Origin of the sequence: Arthrobacter sp. SLBN-112, assembly GCF_030944625.1 — a bacterium.
GTDB lineage: Bacteria > Actinomycetota > Actinomycetes > Actinomycetales > Micrococcaceae > Arthrobacter.
On sequence record NZ_JAUSXY010000001.1, the window covers coordinates 228,143 to 247,056 of the forward strand.

Here is an 18,914-nt window from a genome sequence, read left to right on the forward strand (position 1 = left end):
GGCATGGCCGTGTGTTGCCCGTCCTGTCCACAATACGGGCCGCGTAATTCGTCAGGCGCCCCCAGGTCCTGGACAGCGCGTCCCCGGGTCAACGGTGCTTGAACTGCGGTTCACGCTTTTCGGTGAACGCCGCCATCCCTTCCTTCTGGTCCTCGGTGGCGAACAACGAGTGGAAAAGCCTCCGCTCGAACAAGACCCCTTGGGCCAGCCCGGTTTCGAACGCTGCATTCACGGCTTCCTTTGCCGCCATGGCAGCCGGCTTCGACTTGGCGGCGATCAGCCCGGCTGCTTTGAGGGCCTCGGACACCACATCCTCCGCCGGGACCACCCGGGAGACAAGTCCGCACCGGTCCGCTTCCTCGGCGCCGATGAACCTGCCCGTGAGGATCAGGTCCATGGCCTTCGCCTTGCCGATTGCGCGGGTGAGCCGCTGTGAACCGCCCATCCCGGGGAGCACGGCAAGGTTGATTTCCGGCTGGCCGAACTTCGCGTTGTCCCCCGCGATGATGAGGTCGCACATCATGGCGAGCTCGCAGCCGCCGCCGAGGGCAAAGCCGGACACAGCCGCGATGGTGGGGATCCGAAGCCGGGTGAAGTCTTCCCAGCCACGGAACCAGTCCGCGGTGTACATGTCCATGTAGCCTTGGTCCGCCATCTCCTTGATGTCCGCTCCGGCAGCGAACGCCTTGGCCGAGCCCGTGATCACCACGGCGCCCACGCCGGGATCGGAATCCATCGCGGTAACCGCGGCGACCAGTTCTTCCATAGTGGCCTTGTTGAGCGCGTTCAGCGCCGAGGGCCGGTTGAGGGTCACCAGCCCCACCCTGCCCTGTTGCTCCACCAGGATGTTGGCATACTCCGTCATTCGGGGCTCCCGTCGTCGTGTGCTGCTGTGGTCCGGCTCCGGCCCGGCGTGTCCGTTCCTGTTGTCTTCCCCGTTGCCGTGTCCGTTGCAGTGTCCGCGGCTGCCGGGCCCGAGGTAGCACGGATGTCCGTGATGATGGCGGAAAAGTCGCGGCCGGCGCCGCCCTCCGCGGCAAATTTATCGTAGATGCGGGCCGCGAGCGCCCCCATCTGTCCCGCCACTCCGGTGCTGTTGAGGGCGTTGACCGCGAGGTTGAGGTCCTTGGCCATCAGCGCCGCCGCGAAGCCCGGCTGGTAGTCCCTGTTGGCCGGGCTGGCGGGAACCGGCCCCGGGACCGGGCAGTTGGTGGTCAGCGCCCAGCACTGTCCCGAGGCCGCGGACGCGACGTCGAACAGGGCCTGGTGGCTCAGACCCAGCTTTTCACCGAGGACAAAAGCCTCACTGACCGCGATCATGGACACACCCAGGATGAGGTTGTTGCAGATCTTGGCAGCCTGGCCCGCGCCGTGGCCACCGCAGTGGACCACGCGTTTGCCCATGGCTTCCAGGAGCGGCCGAACCGATTCGAAATCCCGGGCCTCACCTCCGGCCATGAACGTCAACGTCCCCGCTTCGGCGCCCACCACGCCGCCCGAAACAGGCGCGTCGATGGAGTGGTGGCCGGCTTCACCGGCCAGGCGCGCGGCTTCCCGGGCCTCATCGACGTTGATGGTGGAGCAGTCCAGGAACATGGTTCCCGGCGGCGCCGCCGCCAACAGCCCCGGTTGTCCGGCGTTGCCGCGGTAGGCATCCAGGACGTGGCCACCACTGGGGAACATGGTCAGTACGACGTCGGCCCCGGCCACGGCGCCAGCGGCGCTGTCCGCGATCGGCACACCGTGCTCCCGCGCCGCTTCGACGGCCGCCGGCACCACGTCGAAACCAGCTACCGTATGGCCGGCCCGGACCAGGTTCAGGGCCATGGGACCGCCCATATGCCCCAGGCCCAGGAAGGCCACGGTTCCCTTGTCAGGCATGGTCTGCCTCCTTCGGTGTCAGTTGCGCCTGCGGGTGCAGCTCCAGCTCCCCGCCGTCCAGCGGCTCGAAGAACCTGTCCACTTGCCCGGGAAGTACGTCAGCCAATGTTGCCGGTTTCCACTGCGGCTTCCGGTCCTTGTCCACTACTTGCGCACGGATGCCTTCGCGGAAATCAGGACCGGCAAGGAAGCGGATCCCGGCGCGGTACTCCTGGGCCAGCGCTTCGTCCAGGGTGAGGGTGGCGGCCCGGCGCAGCGACGCCAGGGTGACCTTGACCGAGGTTGGTGACTTCGCTTCGATCGTATCGGCCGCCTCCCTTGCGTCCTCCTGCCCGGGCCCGGCCCAGGCCCGGAGGCGGCTGACGATGTCCGCTGCGTCATCCGAGGAGTAGCAGGCGTCGATCCACTCCCGCTGCCCGGCGAGCCGCGAGGCCGGTGCTGGTTCCGCACAACGTTCGACGACGTCTTCCGCGCTGTCGTCCTCAAGGGCGGCCGCCAGGTCCGGCAGCGACGGGGACGGGACGTAGCGGTCCGCCAGGCCAAGGAACAACGCATCGCCCGCGCCGAGATGCGCGCCGGTCAGGGCGGCGTGCGTTCCTGCTTCGCCTGGTGCGCGCGAGAGCAGGAAGGTCCCGCCGACGTCCGGGGCGAAACCGATGGTGGTTTCCGGCATCCCCATCCTGGTCCGCTCCGTGACTACCCGGATGCTGCCGTGCGCCGAGATCCCCACGCCGCCGCCGAGGACCAGGCCATCCATGATGGCAACATACGGCTTGCGGTACCGGGCGATCAGCGAGTTCAGGCGGTATTCGGCCTGCCAGAAGCCGGCCGTCCGGTTTCCGCCGCGCAGCATGTCCCGGTAAATGGCCACGATGTCGCCCCCGGCGCAGAGTCCACGTTCCCCGGCGCCCTGCACCAGGACGGTGGCAACGTCGTCCTCCCCGGCCCACGCAGTGAGCTGCCGAAGCAGCAGATCCACCATGCCGGCGGTGAGTGCGTTCACGGCCTTGGGCCTGTTGAGCGTGACCACGCCCAACCGGCCGCGGCGTTCAAACAGTACTTCCGGGTGCCCGTTGCCGGCGGCACCATCCATTCCCTTGGCTGCGGTCATCGGCTGGCTGCTCCTTCGCATGGTGGCCGGATGAGTGATCCAGGTCATTCTGGTTGCGAATATACCCGCCGCTTAACGCCTGGGACCAACGGCACGGGTGGTGCCGGCCGGGCAGCCGGGAGGCTTTACCCGGCGCAGGGCTGCCAAGGTAAGTTAGGAACCGTGAAGATAGCTACCTGGAATGTGAATTCGCTCCGTGCCCGCGCCGACCGTGTTGAAGCCTGGCTCCAGCGCAGCGACTGCGACGTCCTTGCCATCCAGGAGACCAAGTGCAAGGACGAGAACTTCCCCTGGGAACTCTTTGAACGCATGGGCTACGAGGTTGCCCACTTCGGCGTCAACCAGTGGAACGGCGTCGCGATCGCCTCCCGCGTGGGGCTCGAGGACGTGGAACGGACGTTCCTGGACCAGCCATCGTTCGGCAAGGCGGGCAAGGACCCGGTCCAGGAGGCCCGCGCCATGGCCGCCACCTGCGGCGGAGTCCGGGTCTGGAGCCTGTATGTCCCCAACGGGCGGTCCTTGGACGACGAACACATGCCCTACAAGCTCAAGTGGCTGGAAAGCCTGAAAACACACGCCCAGGGACTCGTGACGGACAACCCGCAGGCGCAGGTCGCGTTGATGGGCGACTGGAACATTGCCCCGTTCGACGATGACGTCTGGGACATCGATTTGTTCGTCAATAACCGCTACACCCACGTCAGCCCGCCGGAGCGGGCGGCGTTCCATGCGTTCGAGTCCGCCGGCTTCACCGACGTGGTCCGGCCCTACACCCCGGGCCCGGGCGTCTACACCTACTGGGATTACACCCAGCTCCGGTTCCCCAAGAAGGAGGGCATGCGGATCGACTTTGTCCTGGCCTCGCCCGCTTTGGCAGCCCGCGTCACCGGCGCCTCGATCGACCGCGAGGAACGCAAGGGCAAGGGCGCCTCGGATCACGCCCCCGTGCTGGTGGAATTGGCGGACTGATGACAGCCCCCTGCGCCCATCCAAGGAGACCGTCATGACGGGAAACCTCTACCGGGGCCAGGCCGGCCTGCCATTTTCCTCCACGCTGCGCGTCTACGAACCGCTGGACGCCTTTCCTGTCGAACAACGCCCCGCCCTCCAGGCCGCCGGTGCACGCTCGGCCTCCCGGGCCGCCGTCGAAAATGCTGAACTGTTGGCCTCGCTGGGACGGATCACCCGTTCCGGCGGGGATCCGTTCCCCACCGGGCGCACCGACCTGGTGCGCGTTACGAACGCGCCGGCACCGGAAGGCGGAACGGACGACGACGGCGCTGCCGCCCGCACCGGGCCGGTGTTGCTGTATTGCCCCAGCCAGCTGGTCCTGCGCGCCGGGCTGGCCGCCAACGCGTTGATGGAGGGGATCCACGGCCCGCTGGCCGAGCTGCTGATCCCCGAGGAACAGCGGGACCGGCACCAGGGACGGATCGACTTGGTGAAGGCACGGGACGGATCCATCCGGGTACACACGCGGGCCTCCACCTGGGGCATCCCGTTCAGCTGGTTCTCGCTGTTCATGGAGTCCGACCGCAAGGACGTGGTGGAAGCCGCCGGCCGTATCCTCACGGTCCGCGTCTGGGCTCCCATCACCGATGCTTTGGAGCGCGCCCGCTACGCCGTGGCGAACCTGGCGCTTGCCGCCCCGGACCTGGACATGCTTGATGACCTGGCACAGCTGACCGAATGGCTGGAGCTGTTCCATGTGAACTCCATGGTGGAGCTGGACTACGGTGCCGTGGCAGACAAGGTGTACCCGGACGAATCACCGATGGACATCAGGCTGGGCATCGAGTGCCTGGCTGAGGGTGACATGACCGGCGCCGCAGCCGCCTACCGCCGGCTGGCCTCGCGCTGGATTCCCATCCGGCAGCTTGCCCGCGCCTCCTGACGCGCTTTCAGCCTTTGGGCGGCGCAGTGGTGCGCCGGACAATCAGTTCATGCGGCGCGACGGTGGACCGGACGGACCCGATTTCACCGTCCAGTTCGTCCAGGAGCATCTTGGTGGCCAGTTCCGCCTGCTCGTCCGGGCGTTGCCCAACGGTGGTGAGGCCCATGGCATCGGCGAAGTCGTGGTTGTCGATGCCTACCACTGACAGGTCACCGGGAATGCTGACTCCGAGGCGGCTGGCTTCGAAGATGACCCCCATGGCCATTTCGTCAGAGGCGCAGAAAATCGCCGTGGGCTTCGGCCCGGGACCTGTCCAGAGCCGGCGGAAGGCTTCCTGCCCGCTGCGCACCGTGAAGTCGCCCCACTCGTCCCAATCCGGCCGGGTAGGCAGGCCCGCGGCGGCCATGACATCCTTGAACGCCAGGATGCGCACCCGGGGGACGTCGAAGTTCAGGTCTGTCTCGTCGTCGCCATGCAGCAAGGCGATGTCCCGGTGGCCCAGTTCAATCAGGTGCCGGACCGCGGTTGAGGCTGCCGCATAGTCGTCAATGCCGATGTAGGGGCACTCTTCGACGTGGCCGCCCACAACCACCAACGGAATGTCGATCTTCTGCAGGTGTTCGATTTCTTCGTGGCTGAGCGCCATGCAGAGGACCAGCAGGGCATCGATCTGCTTGTAGACCATGGTCTTGCTGAAGAGCCGCTCACGGTTGCTGCCGTGGCCGCCAAGATTGAAAAGGGAAAGGTTGTAGTGCCTGGCGTGGAGCTGGCGGTCAGCACCCTCGATGGCCTTGGAGAAGAACCAGCGGCTGACGAACGGCGCCAGGACGCCGATGGTCTTGGTCCGTCCGGTAGCCAGGCCGGAGGCCGAAGACGACGCGACGTATCCCAAATTCCCGGCTACTTCCAGGATTTTCTCCCGGGTGGCCGGGGAGACCCTGGGCAAACCCCGCACCGCGCGGGAGACAGTCGCAGTTGAGACTCCGGCGGCCGCCGCCACGTCCTCTATGCTGACGCCGTTATGGCCGCCCCGCTGGGACCTTTCCGTTGTCCGTGCCACCGTGTCCCCTCATAACTCCTTCGCGGCGTAGGGCCGGTCGGCCCTGCGTTACCCCCCAAGCCTCGTATTTTTCCATTCCACGGGCAGGCAGTGATAACTGTGGCGGAGACCACTGCCTTGCCCGGGCTACTTGCGGGCCGGGAGTTTACGCCGCAGCCGCACCATTCCGTACAGTGCTAGCAGTGTTGCCAGCAAGCCCAACGCCCAGCCCACGGCTGGCTGCGCAGTGATTTCCATCCACACAGTGACCACAAGGAGGACCACTGCCCAAAACCCAAGGAAGCCGATGATGATGTCGAAATCCTCGCCCGACCTGACCAACCTGCTGCGGTTGCCCGCCCCCGCCGGTGTGCGGGGGCGGGAACCGTGGTCCGTCACTTGACCGCACCTGCCGTAAGGCCGGCGACAATCTTGCGCTGGAAGACCAGCACCAGGATCACCAATGGGATGGTGACGATGGTGCCGGCGGCCATGATGGCCGTGTATGGGATCTGGTTCGGCTGTGCACCGGCGAAGTTGGCGATTGCCACCGTGACCGGCTGGGTTGCGTCGCTGGACAGCTGGCTGGCAATCAGGAACTCATTCCAGGATGAAATGAACGCCAGGATCGCCGTGGTGAAGATCGCCGGCGCCGCCAGGGGCATGATGACCTTACGGAAGGCCTGCCCTTGGGTGCAGCCGTCAACACGGGCTGATTCCTCCAGCTCCCACGGCATTTCCCGGAAGAACGAGGTCATGGTGTAGACCGTCAGCGGAAGCACGAAGGAGATGTTCGGAATGATCAGCGCCTGGTAGGTGCCCATCCAACCGATGTTGGTGAACAGTTGGAAAAGCGGAGTGATCAGGGCAACGCCCGGGAACATGGAAGCCCCGAGGATGAATCCGAGCACCAGGTACTTGAACCGGAAATTCAGCCGCGCCAGGGCGTAGGCGGCGAACACGCCGATCAGCAGGGAGACAGCCGTCACCACGCCGCCGATGAACACGCTGTTGATAAGCGCCTGTCCGAACCGGTTGCCGAATGACGTATCAAAGGCGGTGATGAAGTTGTCCATGGTGACGTGGGTGGGAAGGATCGACGTGTCGTACGTGAACCCCACCTCGCGGAAGGCGGTGACCACCATCCAGTAGGCCGGCGCCAGGCACCAGATCAGGACGACGACGGCACTGATGTAGGTCCTGCCCTGGGCCCACTTCTCCCGGTTCTGGGCAGTTTTGCGGCCCTTGTCCTGGCGTGCCCGCAGCGCTGTGGCGTCTGCTGTTGCCGTTGTCATTTCTTCCCCTTTCCTGTGGCGCCGCTCTGTTCAACCACGTTTGCCCCGAGGAAGCGGACAAAGATGAAGGCCACAAGGAAGATGATGATGAAGGTGATGGTGGACAGTGCGGCCGCCGAGTTGAAGCCTTGCCTGATTTGGTTGATTACCAGGATGGACAAGGTGGTGGTGTTGTTGGCGCCGCCGGTGAGGATGTACGGCAGGTCGAACATGCGCAGTGCATCCAGCGTACGGAACAGGATTGCCACCATCAGCGCCGGCTTTACCAGCGGCAGGGTGATCAAGCGGAACCGCTGCCAGGCGGACGCACCGTCCACCTTCGCCGCCTCATAGACTTCGGCCGGAATCATCTGCAGGCCTGCGAGGATCAGCAGTGCCATGAACGGCGTGGTCTTCCAGACGTCGGCGATGATCACGGCCCATTTGGCCGGCCACTCGCTGCCCGTCCACAGGATGGTGGTGTTGAACAGCTTGTTGGCGATGCCCTCGAAGGCGAAGATGAAGAACCAGAGCTTCGCCGTCACGGCGGTGGGGATGGCCCACGGCACCAGAACCGCTGCGCGGACAAGGCTCCGGCCGCGGAAGGTACGGGCCATGATCATGGCCATCCAGAAACCCAGCACCGTTTCCAGCGTCACCGTCACGATGGTGAAGAAGAACGTGGTGGCGGTGGCGGACCAGAACTGGCCGCCCAGGGTTCCCGGCGGGCAGGCAACTGTTCCGCCGGCGGGCGCCGAACACTGTTGCGCCAGCCAGTTGACATAGTTTTGGATGCCGGCGGAGCCGCCGGCTGTGAACAGGCCGGTGGCGGGGTCCAGGCCGGCGTCCTTCTGGAAGGACATGACGATCGCGCTGACGATGGGGTACACGATCACGATGCCCAGGGCCACAATGGTCGGGGCGAGCAGCCAGGACGCCCAGCGTCCCTGGCTTGCGATCCTGTTGTCTTCCCCTACGCCCTTGGGCGCGTGATGTGCAGGGGCAGCGCCCGACGCCGGTGACTTAACCGGCGTCGGGCCTAGTTCGGTTGCCATGGCAGGACTACGATCCTGCACCGGCGGATTGAATGGCGTTCTGCATGTCGGAAAGTGCAGCGTCCACTGTCTTTTCTCCCTTGATAGCGGAGTAGGCATTATCTTGGATTGCCTTGGTGACGGCCGGGTAGAAAGGCGTTACGGGACGCGGTACGGCGTTCTCGATGGACGTCTTCAGGACCGGCAGGTAGGGCAGTTTGGCAACCAGTTCCTGGTCTTCATACAGCGAGCCGAGGACCGGAGCCAGGGAACCCTGGGTGGCGTAGAACTTCTCGGTCTCCGCTGAGGTCATGAACTTCATGAAGTCCAGTGCGGTGGCCTTGTTCTTGGAGTACACGCTGGTAGCGAGGTTGTGGCCGCCAAGCGAGGACGCACCCGGACCGCTCTTGCCCGGAAGTGCTGCAAGGCCGGTCTTGTCCTTCACCGCCGAAGATCCTTCAGTGGTGATCAGGTTGAAGGCGTAGGGCCAGTTGCGCAGGAACAGGAGCTTGCCGCTCTGGAATGCCTGGCGGCTGTCTTCTTCCTTGTAGGTGATGGCTTCCTTGGGGATGTTCCCGTCAGCGTAGGCCTTGGCCAGGTTACCCAGGCCGGCCTTCGCTTCCGGAGTGTTCACGCTGGGCTTGCCGTCCTTGTCCAGGACTGAGCCGCCGGCGGAGTTGATGGCCTCGGACGCGTTGACGGTCAGGCCTTCATACTTGCTGAACTGGCCGGCGTAGCAACCAATGTTGTTCTGCTGGGCGATGGAGCACATGCTCATCATCTCGTCCCACGTCTTGGGAGGCGTGGGGACCAGGTCCTTCCGGTAGTACAGGATGCCGCCGTCAGAGGTCTGCGGGGCAGCGTACAGGGTGCCCTTGTACGTGGCGCTGTCCACGGTCGGCTTCAGCATGGCGCTGGTGTCAATCGCCATCTTGTCCTTCAGCGGCTGCAGCCAGCCCTTGGCCGCGAACTCGGCGGTCCAGACAACGTCCACGTCGACAACGTCGTAGTCGGACTGCTTGGCCTGGAAGTGCTGGACCAGGTCATCATGCTGCTGGTCGGCCTGGTCGGTCTGTTCCTTGAAGGTGACCTTTTCATTCGGGTGCGCGGCATTCCACTTATCAATAAGCGGACGGACGACGTTGCTGTTGTCCTTGCCCTGGACATACGTGATGGGGCCGCGGCCGTCGAGGTTGGCGTCAGCGTCGCTGCCTCCCCCGCCGGTGGTGCCCCCTCCGCCGCCGCCACCGCAGGCGGACAACGTCAGGGCCAGAATGCCGGCCGTGGCGGCCGGAAGCAGGAATCTCGGGGTTTTCATTAGCTTGAAGCTCCTCGCTGAGTGACAAGTAAGTCGACAGTGCGCTTGCTAGGTGAGGTTGATGTGGTGACCATCACACTAGTAAGGTTGCTGTCGCGAATGCAAGCGTTTACATCAAAAAGTTATCTTAGGGGAACCAAATGCCCAACCCGTCCGTTCCGGCGCCGCGTTCCGTACCCTCCGCATGGTGGGCGGATGCCGTTGTCTACCAGATTTACCCCCGGTCCTTCGCCGATGGCAATGGCGACGGAATGGGCGATTTGCGGGGCGTTCTGAACCGGCTCCCCTACCTGGAAGAGCTGGGCGTGGACGCCATCTGGCTCTCTCCGTTTTACAAGTCGCCGCAGGCCGACGGTGGTTACGACGTCGCGGACTACCGTCAGGTGGATCCGCTCTTCGGTACCATGGCGGACTTCGATGCGATGTTGCAGGAAGCCCACCGCCGCGGCTTGAAGGTCATCGTGGACCTGGTCCCAAACCACACCTCCGACGAGCATGTCTGGTTCCAGGAAGCATTGGCGGCAGCCCCGGGAAGCCCGGAACGTGAAAGGTACATCTTCCGGGACGGCAAGGACGAAGTGCCGGGATCGGGGGACGGCAGGCTGGCGCCCAACAATTGGAAATCAATCTTCGGCGGACCGGCATGGAGCCGCCTCACCGGAGCGGACGGCTCGCCGGGCCAGTGGTACCTGCACCTGTTCGATACCAAGCAGCCCGACCTGAACTGGGAAAACCCGGAAGTGCAGGAGGAGATGCGTTCGGTGCTGCGCTTTTGGCTGGACCGCGGCGCAGACGGCTTCCGGGGTGGACGTTGCCCACGGCCTGGTCAAGGAGGCAGGCCTGCCTGACTGGGACGGCGCCGCAGCGATGGTGGAAGGAACGTCCGGCCCGCGCCGGGAAAGCCACCTGCCCGGCGACGCGCCCCGCGCCCACAACGACGCGGAGGAACCGCACCGGGCCGTCTCACCGATGTACCCGCCGTCGCCCTTCTTTGACCAGGATGGCGTGCACGCGATCTACCGTGACTGGAACCGGGTCCTGGCGGAATACGGCGGCGACCGGATGATGGTGGCGGAGGCGTGGGTTGAACCTGCCGAACGCCTGGCCAGGTACGTCAGGCCGGATGAGATGCAACAGGCCTTCAATTTCGATTTCCTGCTGGCCGGCTGGGATGCCGAGCGGATGGCCGAAGCCATCAACGCTTCACTGGCAGCGGCAGCATCCGTGGGAGCTCCGTCCACCTGGGTACTAAGCAACCACGATACAGTCCGGCACACCACCCGGTTCGGCCTCAAGGATCCCACCACTTTTCCGAAAGGAATTGGGGCCGGAGACGAACAGCCGGACGCTGCCCTGGGCCTTGCCCGGGCCCGCGCCGCCACGTTGGTCGCGCTGGCATTGCCGGGCTCGGCCTACCTTTACCAAGGCGAGGAGCTGGGGCTTCCGGAGCACACCACCTTGCCGGCGTCCGCCAGGCAGGATCCGACATTTTTCAGGACCCGCGGAGCCGAGATCGGCCGTGACGGGTGCCGCGTCCCGCTGCCGTGGGCCGGGAGCGAACCGGGTTTCGGGTTTTCCGGCGGGCACTCCGGCCAGGCGTCCGCGCCATGGCTCCCGCAGCCGGAGAGCTTCGGACCCCTGGCTGCGGACCAGCAGGACGGCGAGGAAGGCTCCACCCTGGAGCTCTACCGGGCTGCCATTGCGTTCAGGTCGGCGCACCGCCTCGGCAACGGGACGGTGGAGTGGACCGATGAGCACGCGCCGGACAGCGGGCTGCTGGCCTTCCGGAACGGAGATGTCATTGTCCTGTCCAACCTGGGCTTCGCCTCGGCGCCCGTGCCCAACGGGTACACCATAGCGCTCTCCAGCGGTCCCGACCCGGCCGAAGACAGGGCAGCAATGCGGGAAGTTCCCGTGGACTGCACCGTCTACCTCCTGCAGGAGTGACCCCGCAAGTCCGGAGGCAGTTCAGCGGACGCGCTCAGCCCGGCTGAAGCGCGTCCGCGCTCCTGAACCGATGTGGATAAGGACGGGTATCTCCTTGCCCACCACAGCTTCCAAGGCGTCCAGGAGCCCGGATACCTCGGCGGCCAGCAGGTGTGGTGCCACACCCTGGCGCGGCATAAGCCGGACCTTCAGCGCGGGAGAGCCCTTCACGTCATAGGTGGTGACCGAGAAACCAGCGAGGTCCGGGCGGCCCTCAAGGGCCTGCCTGAGGGCCTGCTCCGCTACGCCGCCACCGATCCGGACATCGCCGGGAATGTCACCGGGGTCGTACTCGGCTACAAGGACGTTTGCCCTGCCCTTTCCCTGCTGCGCAATCCAGGCAACCATGAGGCCCATCAGGACCAGCAGTGCCAGGGCCACCACAATCCACAGCCAGCTTTCCTGCCCGCCGGGGAACCGGGTGGAAGTGAAGGCCTGGTTTACGCCGTCCCATGCCCCGGATGCCCAGGCGTGCCACCACGGGCCGACTGCGGGCACAGCTGCCAGTAAAACCAGCAGCAGGCCCACCGTCAGCAGGACAACGCCCAGCAGGGTGAGGAGGACGCGGTTAAGCAGGGCAGGGGTGCTGTTCATGCTCCGATCACCCCGGACGGGGCCACGTTGACGCGGGCAACGGGGGCCGGTTCCAGCTGCATCTGGTCCAGTTCCTCGCTGACTGCAGCAAGCACCCTGTCCTGGTCCACCGCAACACCGGAGGTGGGCCGGACATTCACCAAAACCTGGCGTTGGGACACCACCACCATCACCTGCTCCGGTGTGACGTTGGCGGCCAGCCGGGCGCGGCGTGCGATCGAGGATGCCACAACTTCGTCGTCCACCACTGCACCCGCGGACCCACCACGGCGGCCGCCGGCCAGCAGGTGGCGCGCCCGCCGTCCTGGAAGTATCCCGTTGAGGAAGAAGATCACTCCCAGCATGCCAAGCACACCACCGATCGCACCCAGCAGCAGCGGCGGTACGCCGGAAGGAAGATTCACGATCCGTTGGGCAGCCACTTGCGGCTCAATCAGCCAGGCAGGCTGCCCGACGGCATGGACGCCGGATTCGAGGACCCCATAACCGGCCAGCGCCAGGACCAGCGCGGCGGCCACGACCGAGACCGCGGCGCGCGGCGAGTGCGTCTCGCGGTAGGTGATCCTGCGCATGTCCGGCCCGTTGCTCGCCCGGGAACCAGCCCTTGCCCGGCGGTTTTCCACGCTGCTGCTCACTGCACCCGCCCTCCTGCGCTGATCTTTGCCCCGCTGATGCGGATATCCACCCGGCTCAGCCTGGAGCCGCTGAGCTCCGAGACGGTCTCCAGAATGGTGGCCTTGGCCATGACCGTGCGGTCCCAGATGGAACCGCCGGATGCCGGGACCCGCGCCGGATCCAGCACCACGGACTGCAAAGGAGGGATGCTGATGGGGGCGACGAGGGACAAAGCCAGCAGGCCGTCGTCGTCCGTCCAATCCGCCCGTATGTCCTGCGCGTCCACGCCCAGGGCCTGGGCAGCTGCTGCCTTGGCGAGGCTGGTCAATGCCTGGGTGCTGATCCGGTTATGGCCGCTGAGCGCCTGCCCACTCGCAACGGGCGCTGGTGAACTCATGAGGACGAACGCCGGCCGATGATGGCATCGATCACGCCGCGTAGATCGAGCTTCCCCTCGGCGGCGCGGCCCAGGATCGCTCCGATGGCCATGAAGAGCAGGGACACGATGAATCCCCACAAGCCGAATTGCAGTGACATGAACGCCACGAAGGCGCCCATGGCCATGCCCGCAATGGTGAGGTTCACAGCAATGCCTCCCGGTCCACAGCCGCCGGCGCTGCCGGTTTGACCGGCGGTGGCACGTACACGTCCGTGATCTCGACGTTTACTTCGATGACCTGCAGGCCGACGAGCTCTTCGACGGCGCGGTAAACGGCGGCGCGGACGTCATTGGCCAGCGAATGCAGGGGGGTGCCGTAGCTTGCTACCAGGGTGATGTCCACGGCTACCTGCGTCTCGCCCACCTCCGCGTGGACTCCGGCTGCGTGGTCCGAACTTCCGACGGCGTCCCGGATGGCACCCAGTGCACGGGACGGACCCGAGCCAAGGGAGTAGACGCCGGGGACGGCCCGCGCCGCGATTCCCGCCACCTTGGCCACGGCGGTTTCGGAGATTACTGTGCGTCCCGGCCCCGGACTCGTCACCGGGCTGGCGGCAGGACGGCTTGGCACCACGGGTTGTGGGTTCTGGTATTCCATCAGGCACTCCCCCTTCTATTGATTCCACCCTATCCCCAGCCTGCGACAGATGTGCCGGAAACACTGCGGCCCGCCGCGCCGAAGGTGGTGCCCAATGGAAAGACCCAGGCGGGGAAGCCCCCAAGGACATCCCCGCCTGGGCGGTATACGCCGGATTACCGGCGGTGGTGCAAAAGCGGCCTACTTGTACAGGCCCTCGCCGCCCACCCTGACGTTGGTGGGCAGGTAGCCGAACGGGCCAAGGCCGTTCCGGCCAAAGCTGCGGTCAACCTGGGATACGGCGTTGCGGAAGTTGATCTTCACGGTCGGCGACAGCGAGCCGCCGCGGACGCCGTTGACGTTGTCGATGAACGACTGCACCAGGCCGCCGGGCTGCACGTAGTGCGAATAGGCCTGGAACTGCCGGCCGTTCTGCTTCGCTGACGGGCTCTCCGGTGCGTTGGCTGCGAGGTTAAGGTCCGTCGGGGACCCCAGCGCCAGGCCGCTGTTGTTCATCGGCTGGAAGTCGGAACGGACGCCGTCGCCCGCAAAGCCGTAGACGCCGTCAGGACCGCGCATGCCGGCTGCATAGGTGAACTGGTGGCTGATGGTGAACAGGTAGTACTTGTTCTTCCCGCCCTCATTCTGGATGAAGATCTGCGGCCGCTCGGTCTGGTCGTTCACGCAGTTCGCGGAAAGGATCGGCGGGAGAAAGGACCACTTGGTGAGGTCCTTGTTGTCAGCCACGGCGAGGCCCACGTTTGCGGTCTGGTAGTAAGCACCGCTGCTCTGGACGTCGTTGACGTTTTCGGCGTGCGGATCGCCTGGCTTGTAGCCGAGGTCCTCGTCCTTGCACTTGTAATCGCCGCGGGTGCCGCCCGTGTTGCCTTCGAAGACCATGTAGGTCTTGCCCGGGTGGGCCGGGTCAACGAAGGTGTAGGGGTCGCGGAACGCGAAGCCGGGGTTCTGCGCCTTGGTCTGGTACATCTTTCCGTCCGGTTCCAGCAGCTTGGTGTGCTGGAATCCATCGAACGTGACGCCGTTCTTGTCAGCGTGGATGTTGCCCAGGGCCTTCGCGATCGCAGCGTCGGGGAGCAATCCCGCCGCCGCCGGCATTGCGCTCTGCGATGTCGTAGAAGGTGGTGGCCGTGTAGAACACGTTGACATGGTCACCCTGCATCAGGCGGGTGGAACCGGACCACTCGGTATTACCGATGGAGGTGTTGTCCAGGAACAGGTGGCCACCGTAGTTCCACTTGTCCTTGGCCGGGTCCGCATTGGTCTTGCGGAAGAAGTAGCCGATCCGGGCGTTCCAGTGGCGCTGGTCGAAGCCGTAGCCGGCGTGGCGGTCTGCTACCAGGGAGAAGATGACGTCCCAGCCCTTGTAGCTGATCTGGTTGGCATTCTCGTCGGTAAGGGACCAGGTGTCCCAGACCCAGACGTCGTCGTTCATGGTGGGGAAGTCCTGGGGGATCTCCGGCATGGTGACGTCGGGACTCATGGAATTTTCACCCGGCGCGACCGTTGAATCGCTCTGGGCCATGATCTGCTTGGCATCGGCGCGGGTCCACTTGGAGGTGAAGTCCGACGCCGGATCGAACGCCTGCTGCGTGTGTCCGGTCGGGAGGGGGAAGCCCGGAGCGGGCGCCGGCATCTGCTGGACGGCAGGCGGGTCGGACGGCTCGTTGGCCTGTGCCGAGGGGACGGCCAGGAAGGCCGAGGCGGCGACGGCAGCCGCCAACGCTGCGGCGGCGGAGCGCCACCGCAGCATCCGGTTTTGGGGGTGCTTGTGCATTGTTGCTCTTCTCGCGGAGTTGTAACTGTTCGTGGAAGACGGGCGTGTGCCCATTGCCCCGACAACATCCGCGGCCCCGGCAACACCTCAGGTGCCGTCGGAGACGCCTTTGTGTGTCGGGAATCAGCAGGGCCTGGGTAGGGCCCCGGGCAGATGGAAAGCATGCTTTCCCTGGCCGCGATCCACGCTAGGCGGCATCCCGCGAGCATTTCAAACCCTGTTTCGGGGCCTCCAAACGCCTACCGGCGAGTAGGATGCAAGCGCTTACGCAAGCCAATGCGCGCGCGTGCCACAAGCGGTTTGGCGCAGGTCAAATGTTTCGTGGCACCAGGGAATTTTTTGTTGCCGGGCGCGCAGATGTTGCGCACGCCACGCTTGCTGGCCGGCCTCGACGCGGCGTCCAAAGTCGCGCCAGGGCATGCTGGGCGCGTGGATGCCGGACCCGTCCAAGGGGGAAAAGGCAGGCAATGCCAGAGTCTGGGTGGAGGTGCGAGACTGCGCTCCAAGGCGGTGCGCTCGCGTGAGGACGCGCATATTCATCTTCGCGTCTGATACTCCGTGACGACGCGCACATATGGGCCGCGCAGATGAACCGCGGAGGCGCAGACGAATGTGGGTCGCGTAGATGAACCGCGGAGGCGCAGATGAATCTGGACGTCGCCGGCGAATGCGGTGGCGCACAATATCACGCCTAAAACGAAGAAAAGCACCAGTTCCGAAGAACTGATGCTTCCCAGTGGTGGCTCCGACCGGCGTCGATCCGGTGACCTTTCGATTTTCAGTCGAACGCTCTACCAACTGAGCTACAGAGCCTAGGTGACTAGTCACCATGAGAGCCGGAATTAATTCCAGCAATCAGAGCGACCCTGACGGGACTTGAACCCGCGACCTCCGCCGTGACAGGGCGGCGCGCTAACCAACTGCGCTACAGGGCCTTGCGTTTCTTGCTTTGCGGTATCTCTACCGCTTTTTTCAAGGCTTCCAGCCTACCAGACTTTCTTAGCCTGCTTGACCAGTTCCTTGCGTACCCCCAACGGGATTCGAACCCGTGCCGCCGCCGTGAAAGGGCGGTGTCCTAGGCCGCTAGACGATGGGGGCCAGAACCCGTTCGGAACAAAATAAAAGGCGTCAAGCGAGGCTTTCCGTCTTTGTCCTTTGCGTTTCTCCGAACTGGACTCAACAACTATAGGGCCTCTGCAGGAATTATCCAAAATCGGCCAAAAACACCGCGTTCCGCCATTGCAGGGGCCAAGATGGACGGATGGATGCCGTCGCAGCCCTCAACGAGATTGCTTTCTGGCTGGAGCGCGGACGCGCCGCCACCTTCAAGGTGCAGGCCTTCCGCAGGGCGGCCGCCGCCATCGCCACCCTGGGCCCGGACGAAGTGGCATCCCGTGCACGGTCGGGGCGGCTGAAGTCCATGAAGGGGATCGGCGACCGGACCTACACGGTGATCCGGGAAGCCGTGGACGGACAGGTCCCCGAGTACCTGGCGGACCTCCGGGAGAAGGGCGCCCAGCCGCTGGCAGCCGGCGGCACGGAGGTCCAGGATGCGCTGCGGGGCGACCTCCACAGCCACAGCGAATGGTCCGACGGCGGCTCCCCCATCGAGCTGATGGTCGCCGCCGCGGAGGTACTGGGCCGGGAGTACCTGGCCCTGACCGACCACTCCCCCAACCTCACCATCGCCAACGGACTCTCCCCCGAACGCCTGCGGGACCAACTGGACGTGGTGGCGGGCATTAATGGCAGCGGCGGACCCACCAGGCTCCTGACCGGCATTGAGGTGGACATCCTGGAATCGGGCCAATTGGACCAGGAACCGGAACTGCTGCAGCGCCTGGACATCGTGGTGGCCAGCGTCCATTCGAAGCTGCGCGCGGACCGCAAGACCATGACCACGCGGATGCTCGGCGGCATCCGCGATCCCCAAACCAACATCCTGGGCCACTGCACCGGCCGCCTGGTGGAGGGCTCGCGCGGGACCCGGCCGCCGTCGGAATTCGACGCCAAGGAAGTGTTTGCCGCCTGCGCAGAGCACAACGTTGCCGTGGAGATCAATTCCCGGCCTGAGCGGCAGGACCCGCCCGACGCCCTGATCCAGCTGGCACTGGAGGCCGGCTGCCTGTTCTCGATCGACAGCGATGCACACGCACCTGGGCAGCTGGACTTCCTGCAGTACGGCGCCGAACGGGCGGCCCGAAACAACGTTCCGACTGAGCGGATCATCACCACCTGGCCGGTGAACAAGCTGCTGGCCTGGGCAGGTTCGAAGTAGTCAACGACGGTCATCGGCAGGCGCACTGTCGGGCACAGACATGTCCGATTCCCGCCAGCCGGGCTCCGGCGCCGCCGCTACATTTGGTTCATGCCCTCAACCAGCCCCGCGCGCGAACCCCTCACTCCCCCAGCTGCCGCAGCCGCCCCGGTGAAGGCCCTCGGCGTGGCGGCCATGGCGGTCACAGTGCTGCTGTGGGCCTCGGCGTTCGTGGGAATCCGGGCGATCGGCCCCCATTTTTCCCCCGGCTCCCTGACGCTGGGCAGGCTGGCGATCGCCGCCGTCGTCCTGGCCTTCCTGGTCCTGCCGCAACTCCTGAGGAGCCGCCTGCTGCCCCGGGGACGGGAGTGGCTGCCCATCCTCGCCTACGGAGTGATGTGGTTCGGTGGCTACAACGTGGCGCTGAACGCCGCCGAGCACATCCTGGACGCAGGCACCAGCGCCCTGCTGATCAACGTCAATCCCATCCTGGTGGCGATCATGGCCGGTATCTTCCTGAAGGAAGGTTTTCCGCGCTGGCTGCTGATCGGCAGCACGGTGGCCTTCGCCGGCGTCGCGATGATTGCCATCGGCTCGGGACAGCCGCGCACCCCGGGCGGGAGTACGACGGCGGACCTCGCCGGTGTGGCGCTGTGCCTCCTTGCCGCGGTACTCGCCGCAGTGAGCGTCATCATCCAGAAGCCGGTGGTGCGGAAGTTACCCGCGGCGCAGGCCACCTGGTTCGGCATCGTGGTGGGGGCGCTGTGCTGCCTGCCCTTTGCCGGGCAGCTCGCGGCCGAGGTGCAGGCCGCCCCGCCGCAGGCCACCTGGGGGCTGGTGTACCTGGGCGTCTTTCCCACCGCAATCGCGTTCACCACATGGGCCTACGCATTGTCCCTGGTGGACGCCGGAAAGCTGGCTGCCACCACCTACCTGGTTCCCGGAACCACGGTCCTCATCTCCTGGCTCGTGCTTGGCGAGATCCCGACGGCCTGGGGGCTGGCGGGCGGCCTTGTGTGCCTGGTGGGCGTTGGCCTGACCCGGCGAAGGACCCGGGCAGCCCGCGGGCAGCACCGGCCGCTTCGGGGCTAGAGTCGACC

The 18,914-nt window shown here is 65.5% G+C and carries 17 protein-coding genes, 3 tRNA genes and 2 pseudogenes; 5 read left to right on the top strand and 17 right to left on the bottom strand.

Annotated elements, in window-relative coordinates; translation table 11 throughout:
- Nucleotides 1-88 precede the first annotated feature (88 nt).
- The 3 genes from QF050_RS01055 to QF050_RS01065 are packed head-to-tail and all read right to left on the bottom strand — an operon-like array spanning nucleotide 89 to nucleotide 2,992.
- Complete coding sequence (locus QF050_RS01055) at nucleotides 89-865, bottom strand: enoyl-CoA hydratase (RefSeq protein ID WP_308928758.1); 777 nt, start codon at nucleotides 863-865, stop codon at nucleotides 89-91.
- Nucleotides 862-1,881, bottom strand: coding sequence for a 3-hydroxyisobutyrate dehydrogenase (mmsB, locus tag QF050_RS01060; RefSeq protein ID WP_308928759.1), 1,020 nt, complete (start codon nucleotides 1,879-1,881; stop codon nucleotides 862-864). Before mmsB ends, QF050_RS01055 begins: the two co-directional genes overlap by 4 nt.
- Nucleotides 1,874-2,992: an enoyl-CoA hydratase/isomerase family protein gene (locus QF050_RS01065; protein WP_308932063.1), complete on the bottom strand. Its 1,119-nt coding sequence runs from the start codon at nucleotides 2,990-2,992 to the stop codon at nucleotides 1,874-1,876. The genes mmsB and QF050_RS01065 overlap by 8 nt, the downstream gene beginning before the upstream one ends.
- A 162-nt stretch (nucleotides 2,993-3,154) precedes the next feature.
- On the opposite strand from QF050_RS01065, the gene QF050_RS01070 reads away from it, so the two are divergent.
- Nucleotides 3,155-3,961, top strand: coding sequence for an exodeoxyribonuclease III (locus tag QF050_RS01070; RefSeq protein WP_308928760.1), 807 nt, complete (start codon nucleotides 3,155-3,157; stop codon nucleotides 3,959-3,961).
- Nucleotides 3,962-3,995: 34 nt separating this feature from the next.
- Nucleotides 3,996-4,886, top strand: a complete 891-nt coding sequence (locus tag QF050_RS01075) for a hypothetical protein (protein WP_308928761.1) — start codon at nucleotides 3,996-3,998, stop codon at nucleotides 4,884-4,886.
- 7 nt (nucleotides 4,887-4,893) lie between these two features.
- Here the strand turns inward: QF050_RS01075 and QF050_RS01080 are convergent, their stop codons facing one another.
- The 5 genes from QF050_RS01080 to QF050_RS01100 all read right to left on the bottom strand — a co-directional run bounded on the left by QF050_RS01080 (nucleotide 4,894) and on the right by QF050_RS01100 (nucleotide 9,551).
- Entirely contained in the window at nucleotides 4,894-5,946 is a 1,053-nt protein-coding gene (locus QF050_RS01080) for a LacI family DNA-binding transcriptional regulator (protein ID WP_308928762.1), read from the bottom strand.
- A 126-nt stretch (nucleotides 5,947-6,072) separates the two neighbouring features.
- The gene (locus QF050_RS01085) at nucleotides 6,073-6,324 is read right to left on the bottom strand and encodes a hypothetical protein (protein WP_308928763.1); all 252 of its coding nucleotides are present in this window, start codon (nucleotides 6,322-6,324) and stop codon (nucleotides 6,073-6,075) included.
- Nucleotides 6,321-7,220, bottom strand: a complete 900-nt coding sequence (locus QF050_RS01090; protein WP_308928764.1) for a carbohydrate ABC transporter permease — start codon at nucleotides 7,218-7,220, stop codon at nucleotides 6,321-6,323. The genes QF050_RS01085 and QF050_RS01090 overlap by 4 nt, the downstream gene beginning before the upstream one ends.
- Nucleotides 7,217-8,254 (bottom strand): sugar ABC transporter permease, encoded by a 1,038-nt coding sequence (locus QF050_RS01095; RefSeq protein WP_308928765.1) that lies wholly within the window; start codon nucleotides 8,252-8,254, stop codon nucleotides 7,217-7,219. The genes QF050_RS01090 and QF050_RS01095 overlap by 4 nt, the downstream gene beginning before the upstream one ends.
- Before the next feature lie 7 nt (nucleotides 8,255-8,261).
- The gene (locus QF050_RS01100; protein ID WP_308928766.1) at nucleotides 8,262-9,551 is read right to left on the bottom strand and encodes an ABC transporter substrate-binding protein; all 1,290 of its coding nucleotides are present in this window, start codon (nucleotides 9,549-9,551) and stop codon (nucleotides 8,262-8,264) included.
- Nucleotides 9,552-9,691: 140 nt separating this feature from the next.
- Between QF050_RS01100 and QF050_RS01105 the strand changes: the two are divergent.
- Nucleotides 9,692-11,498: pseudogene (locus QF050_RS01105) on the top strand (glycoside hydrolase family 13 protein).
- A gap of 21 nt (nucleotides 11,499-11,519) precedes the next feature.
- On the opposite strand, the gene QF050_RS01110 reads toward QF050_RS01105, so the two are convergent.
- The 9 genes and pseudogenes from QF050_RS01110 to QF050_RS01150 form a co-directional block, all read right to left on the bottom strand.
- Nucleotides 11,520-12,131, bottom strand: a complete 612-nt coding sequence (locus tag QF050_RS01110) for a hypothetical protein (RefSeq protein ID WP_308928767.1) — start codon at nucleotides 12,129-12,131, stop codon at nucleotides 11,520-11,522.
- Nucleotides 12,128-12,766, bottom strand: a complete 639-nt coding sequence (locus QF050_RS01115) for a hypothetical protein (protein ID WP_308928768.1) — start codon at nucleotides 12,764-12,766, stop codon at nucleotides 12,128-12,130. The genes QF050_RS01110 and QF050_RS01115 overlap by 4 nt, the downstream gene beginning before the upstream one ends.
- Nucleotides 12,763-13,143 carry a hypothetical protein gene (locus QF050_RS01120; RefSeq protein WP_308928769.1) on the bottom strand — a complete coding sequence of 127 codons (381 nt, stop codon included), beginning with the start codon at nucleotides 13,141-13,143 and terminating at the stop codon, nucleotides 12,763-12,765. The genes QF050_RS01115 and QF050_RS01120 overlap by 4 nt, the downstream gene beginning before the upstream one ends.
- A complete protein-coding gene (locus tag QF050_RS01125) occupies nucleotides 13,140-13,331 on the bottom strand; it encodes a hypothetical protein (protein ID WP_308928770.1) in 192 nt (63 codons plus the stop codon). Before QF050_RS01125 ends, QF050_RS01120 begins: the two co-directional genes overlap by 4 nt.
- The gene (locus QF050_RS01130; RefSeq protein ID WP_308928771.1) at nucleotides 13,328-13,783 is read right to left on the bottom strand and encodes an Asp23/Gls24 family envelope stress response protein; all 456 of its coding nucleotides are present in this window, start codon (nucleotides 13,781-13,783) and stop codon (nucleotides 13,328-13,330) included. The genes QF050_RS01125 and QF050_RS01130 overlap by 4 nt, the downstream gene beginning before the upstream one ends.
- Before the next feature lie 180 nt (nucleotides 13,784-13,963).
- Nucleotides 13,964-15,557 (bottom strand): annotated as a pseudogene (locus QF050_RS01135) (glycoside hydrolase family 68 protein).
- A gap of 737 nt (nucleotides 15,558-16,294) precedes the next feature.
- Nucleotides 16,295-16,370 (bottom strand) — tRNA-Phe (locus tag QF050_RS01140).
- A 48-nt stretch (nucleotides 16,371-16,418) separates the two neighbouring features.
- Nucleotides 16,419-16,492, bottom strand: a tRNA-Asp gene (locus QF050_RS01145).
- Between the two features lie 90 nt (nucleotides 16,493-16,582).
- A tRNA-Glu gene (locus QF050_RS01150) sits at nucleotides 16,583-16,655 on the bottom strand.
- 163 nt (nucleotides 16,656-16,818) lie between these two features.
- On the opposite strand from QF050_RS01150, the gene QF050_RS01155 reads away from it, so the two are divergent.
- Both QF050_RS01155 and QF050_RS01160 read left to right on the top strand, forming a co-directional pair.
- Nucleotides 16,819-17,835, top strand: a complete 1,017-nt coding sequence (locus QF050_RS01155; RefSeq protein WP_308928772.1) for a PHP domain-containing protein — start codon at nucleotides 16,819-16,821, stop codon at nucleotides 17,833-17,835.
- Nucleotides 17,836-17,925: 90 nt separating this feature from the next.
- Entirely contained in the window at nucleotides 17,926-18,906 is a 981-nt protein-coding gene (locus QF050_RS01160; RefSeq protein WP_374121487.1) for a DMT family transporter, read from the top strand.
- Nucleotides 18,907-18,914: the final 8 nt, after the last annotated feature.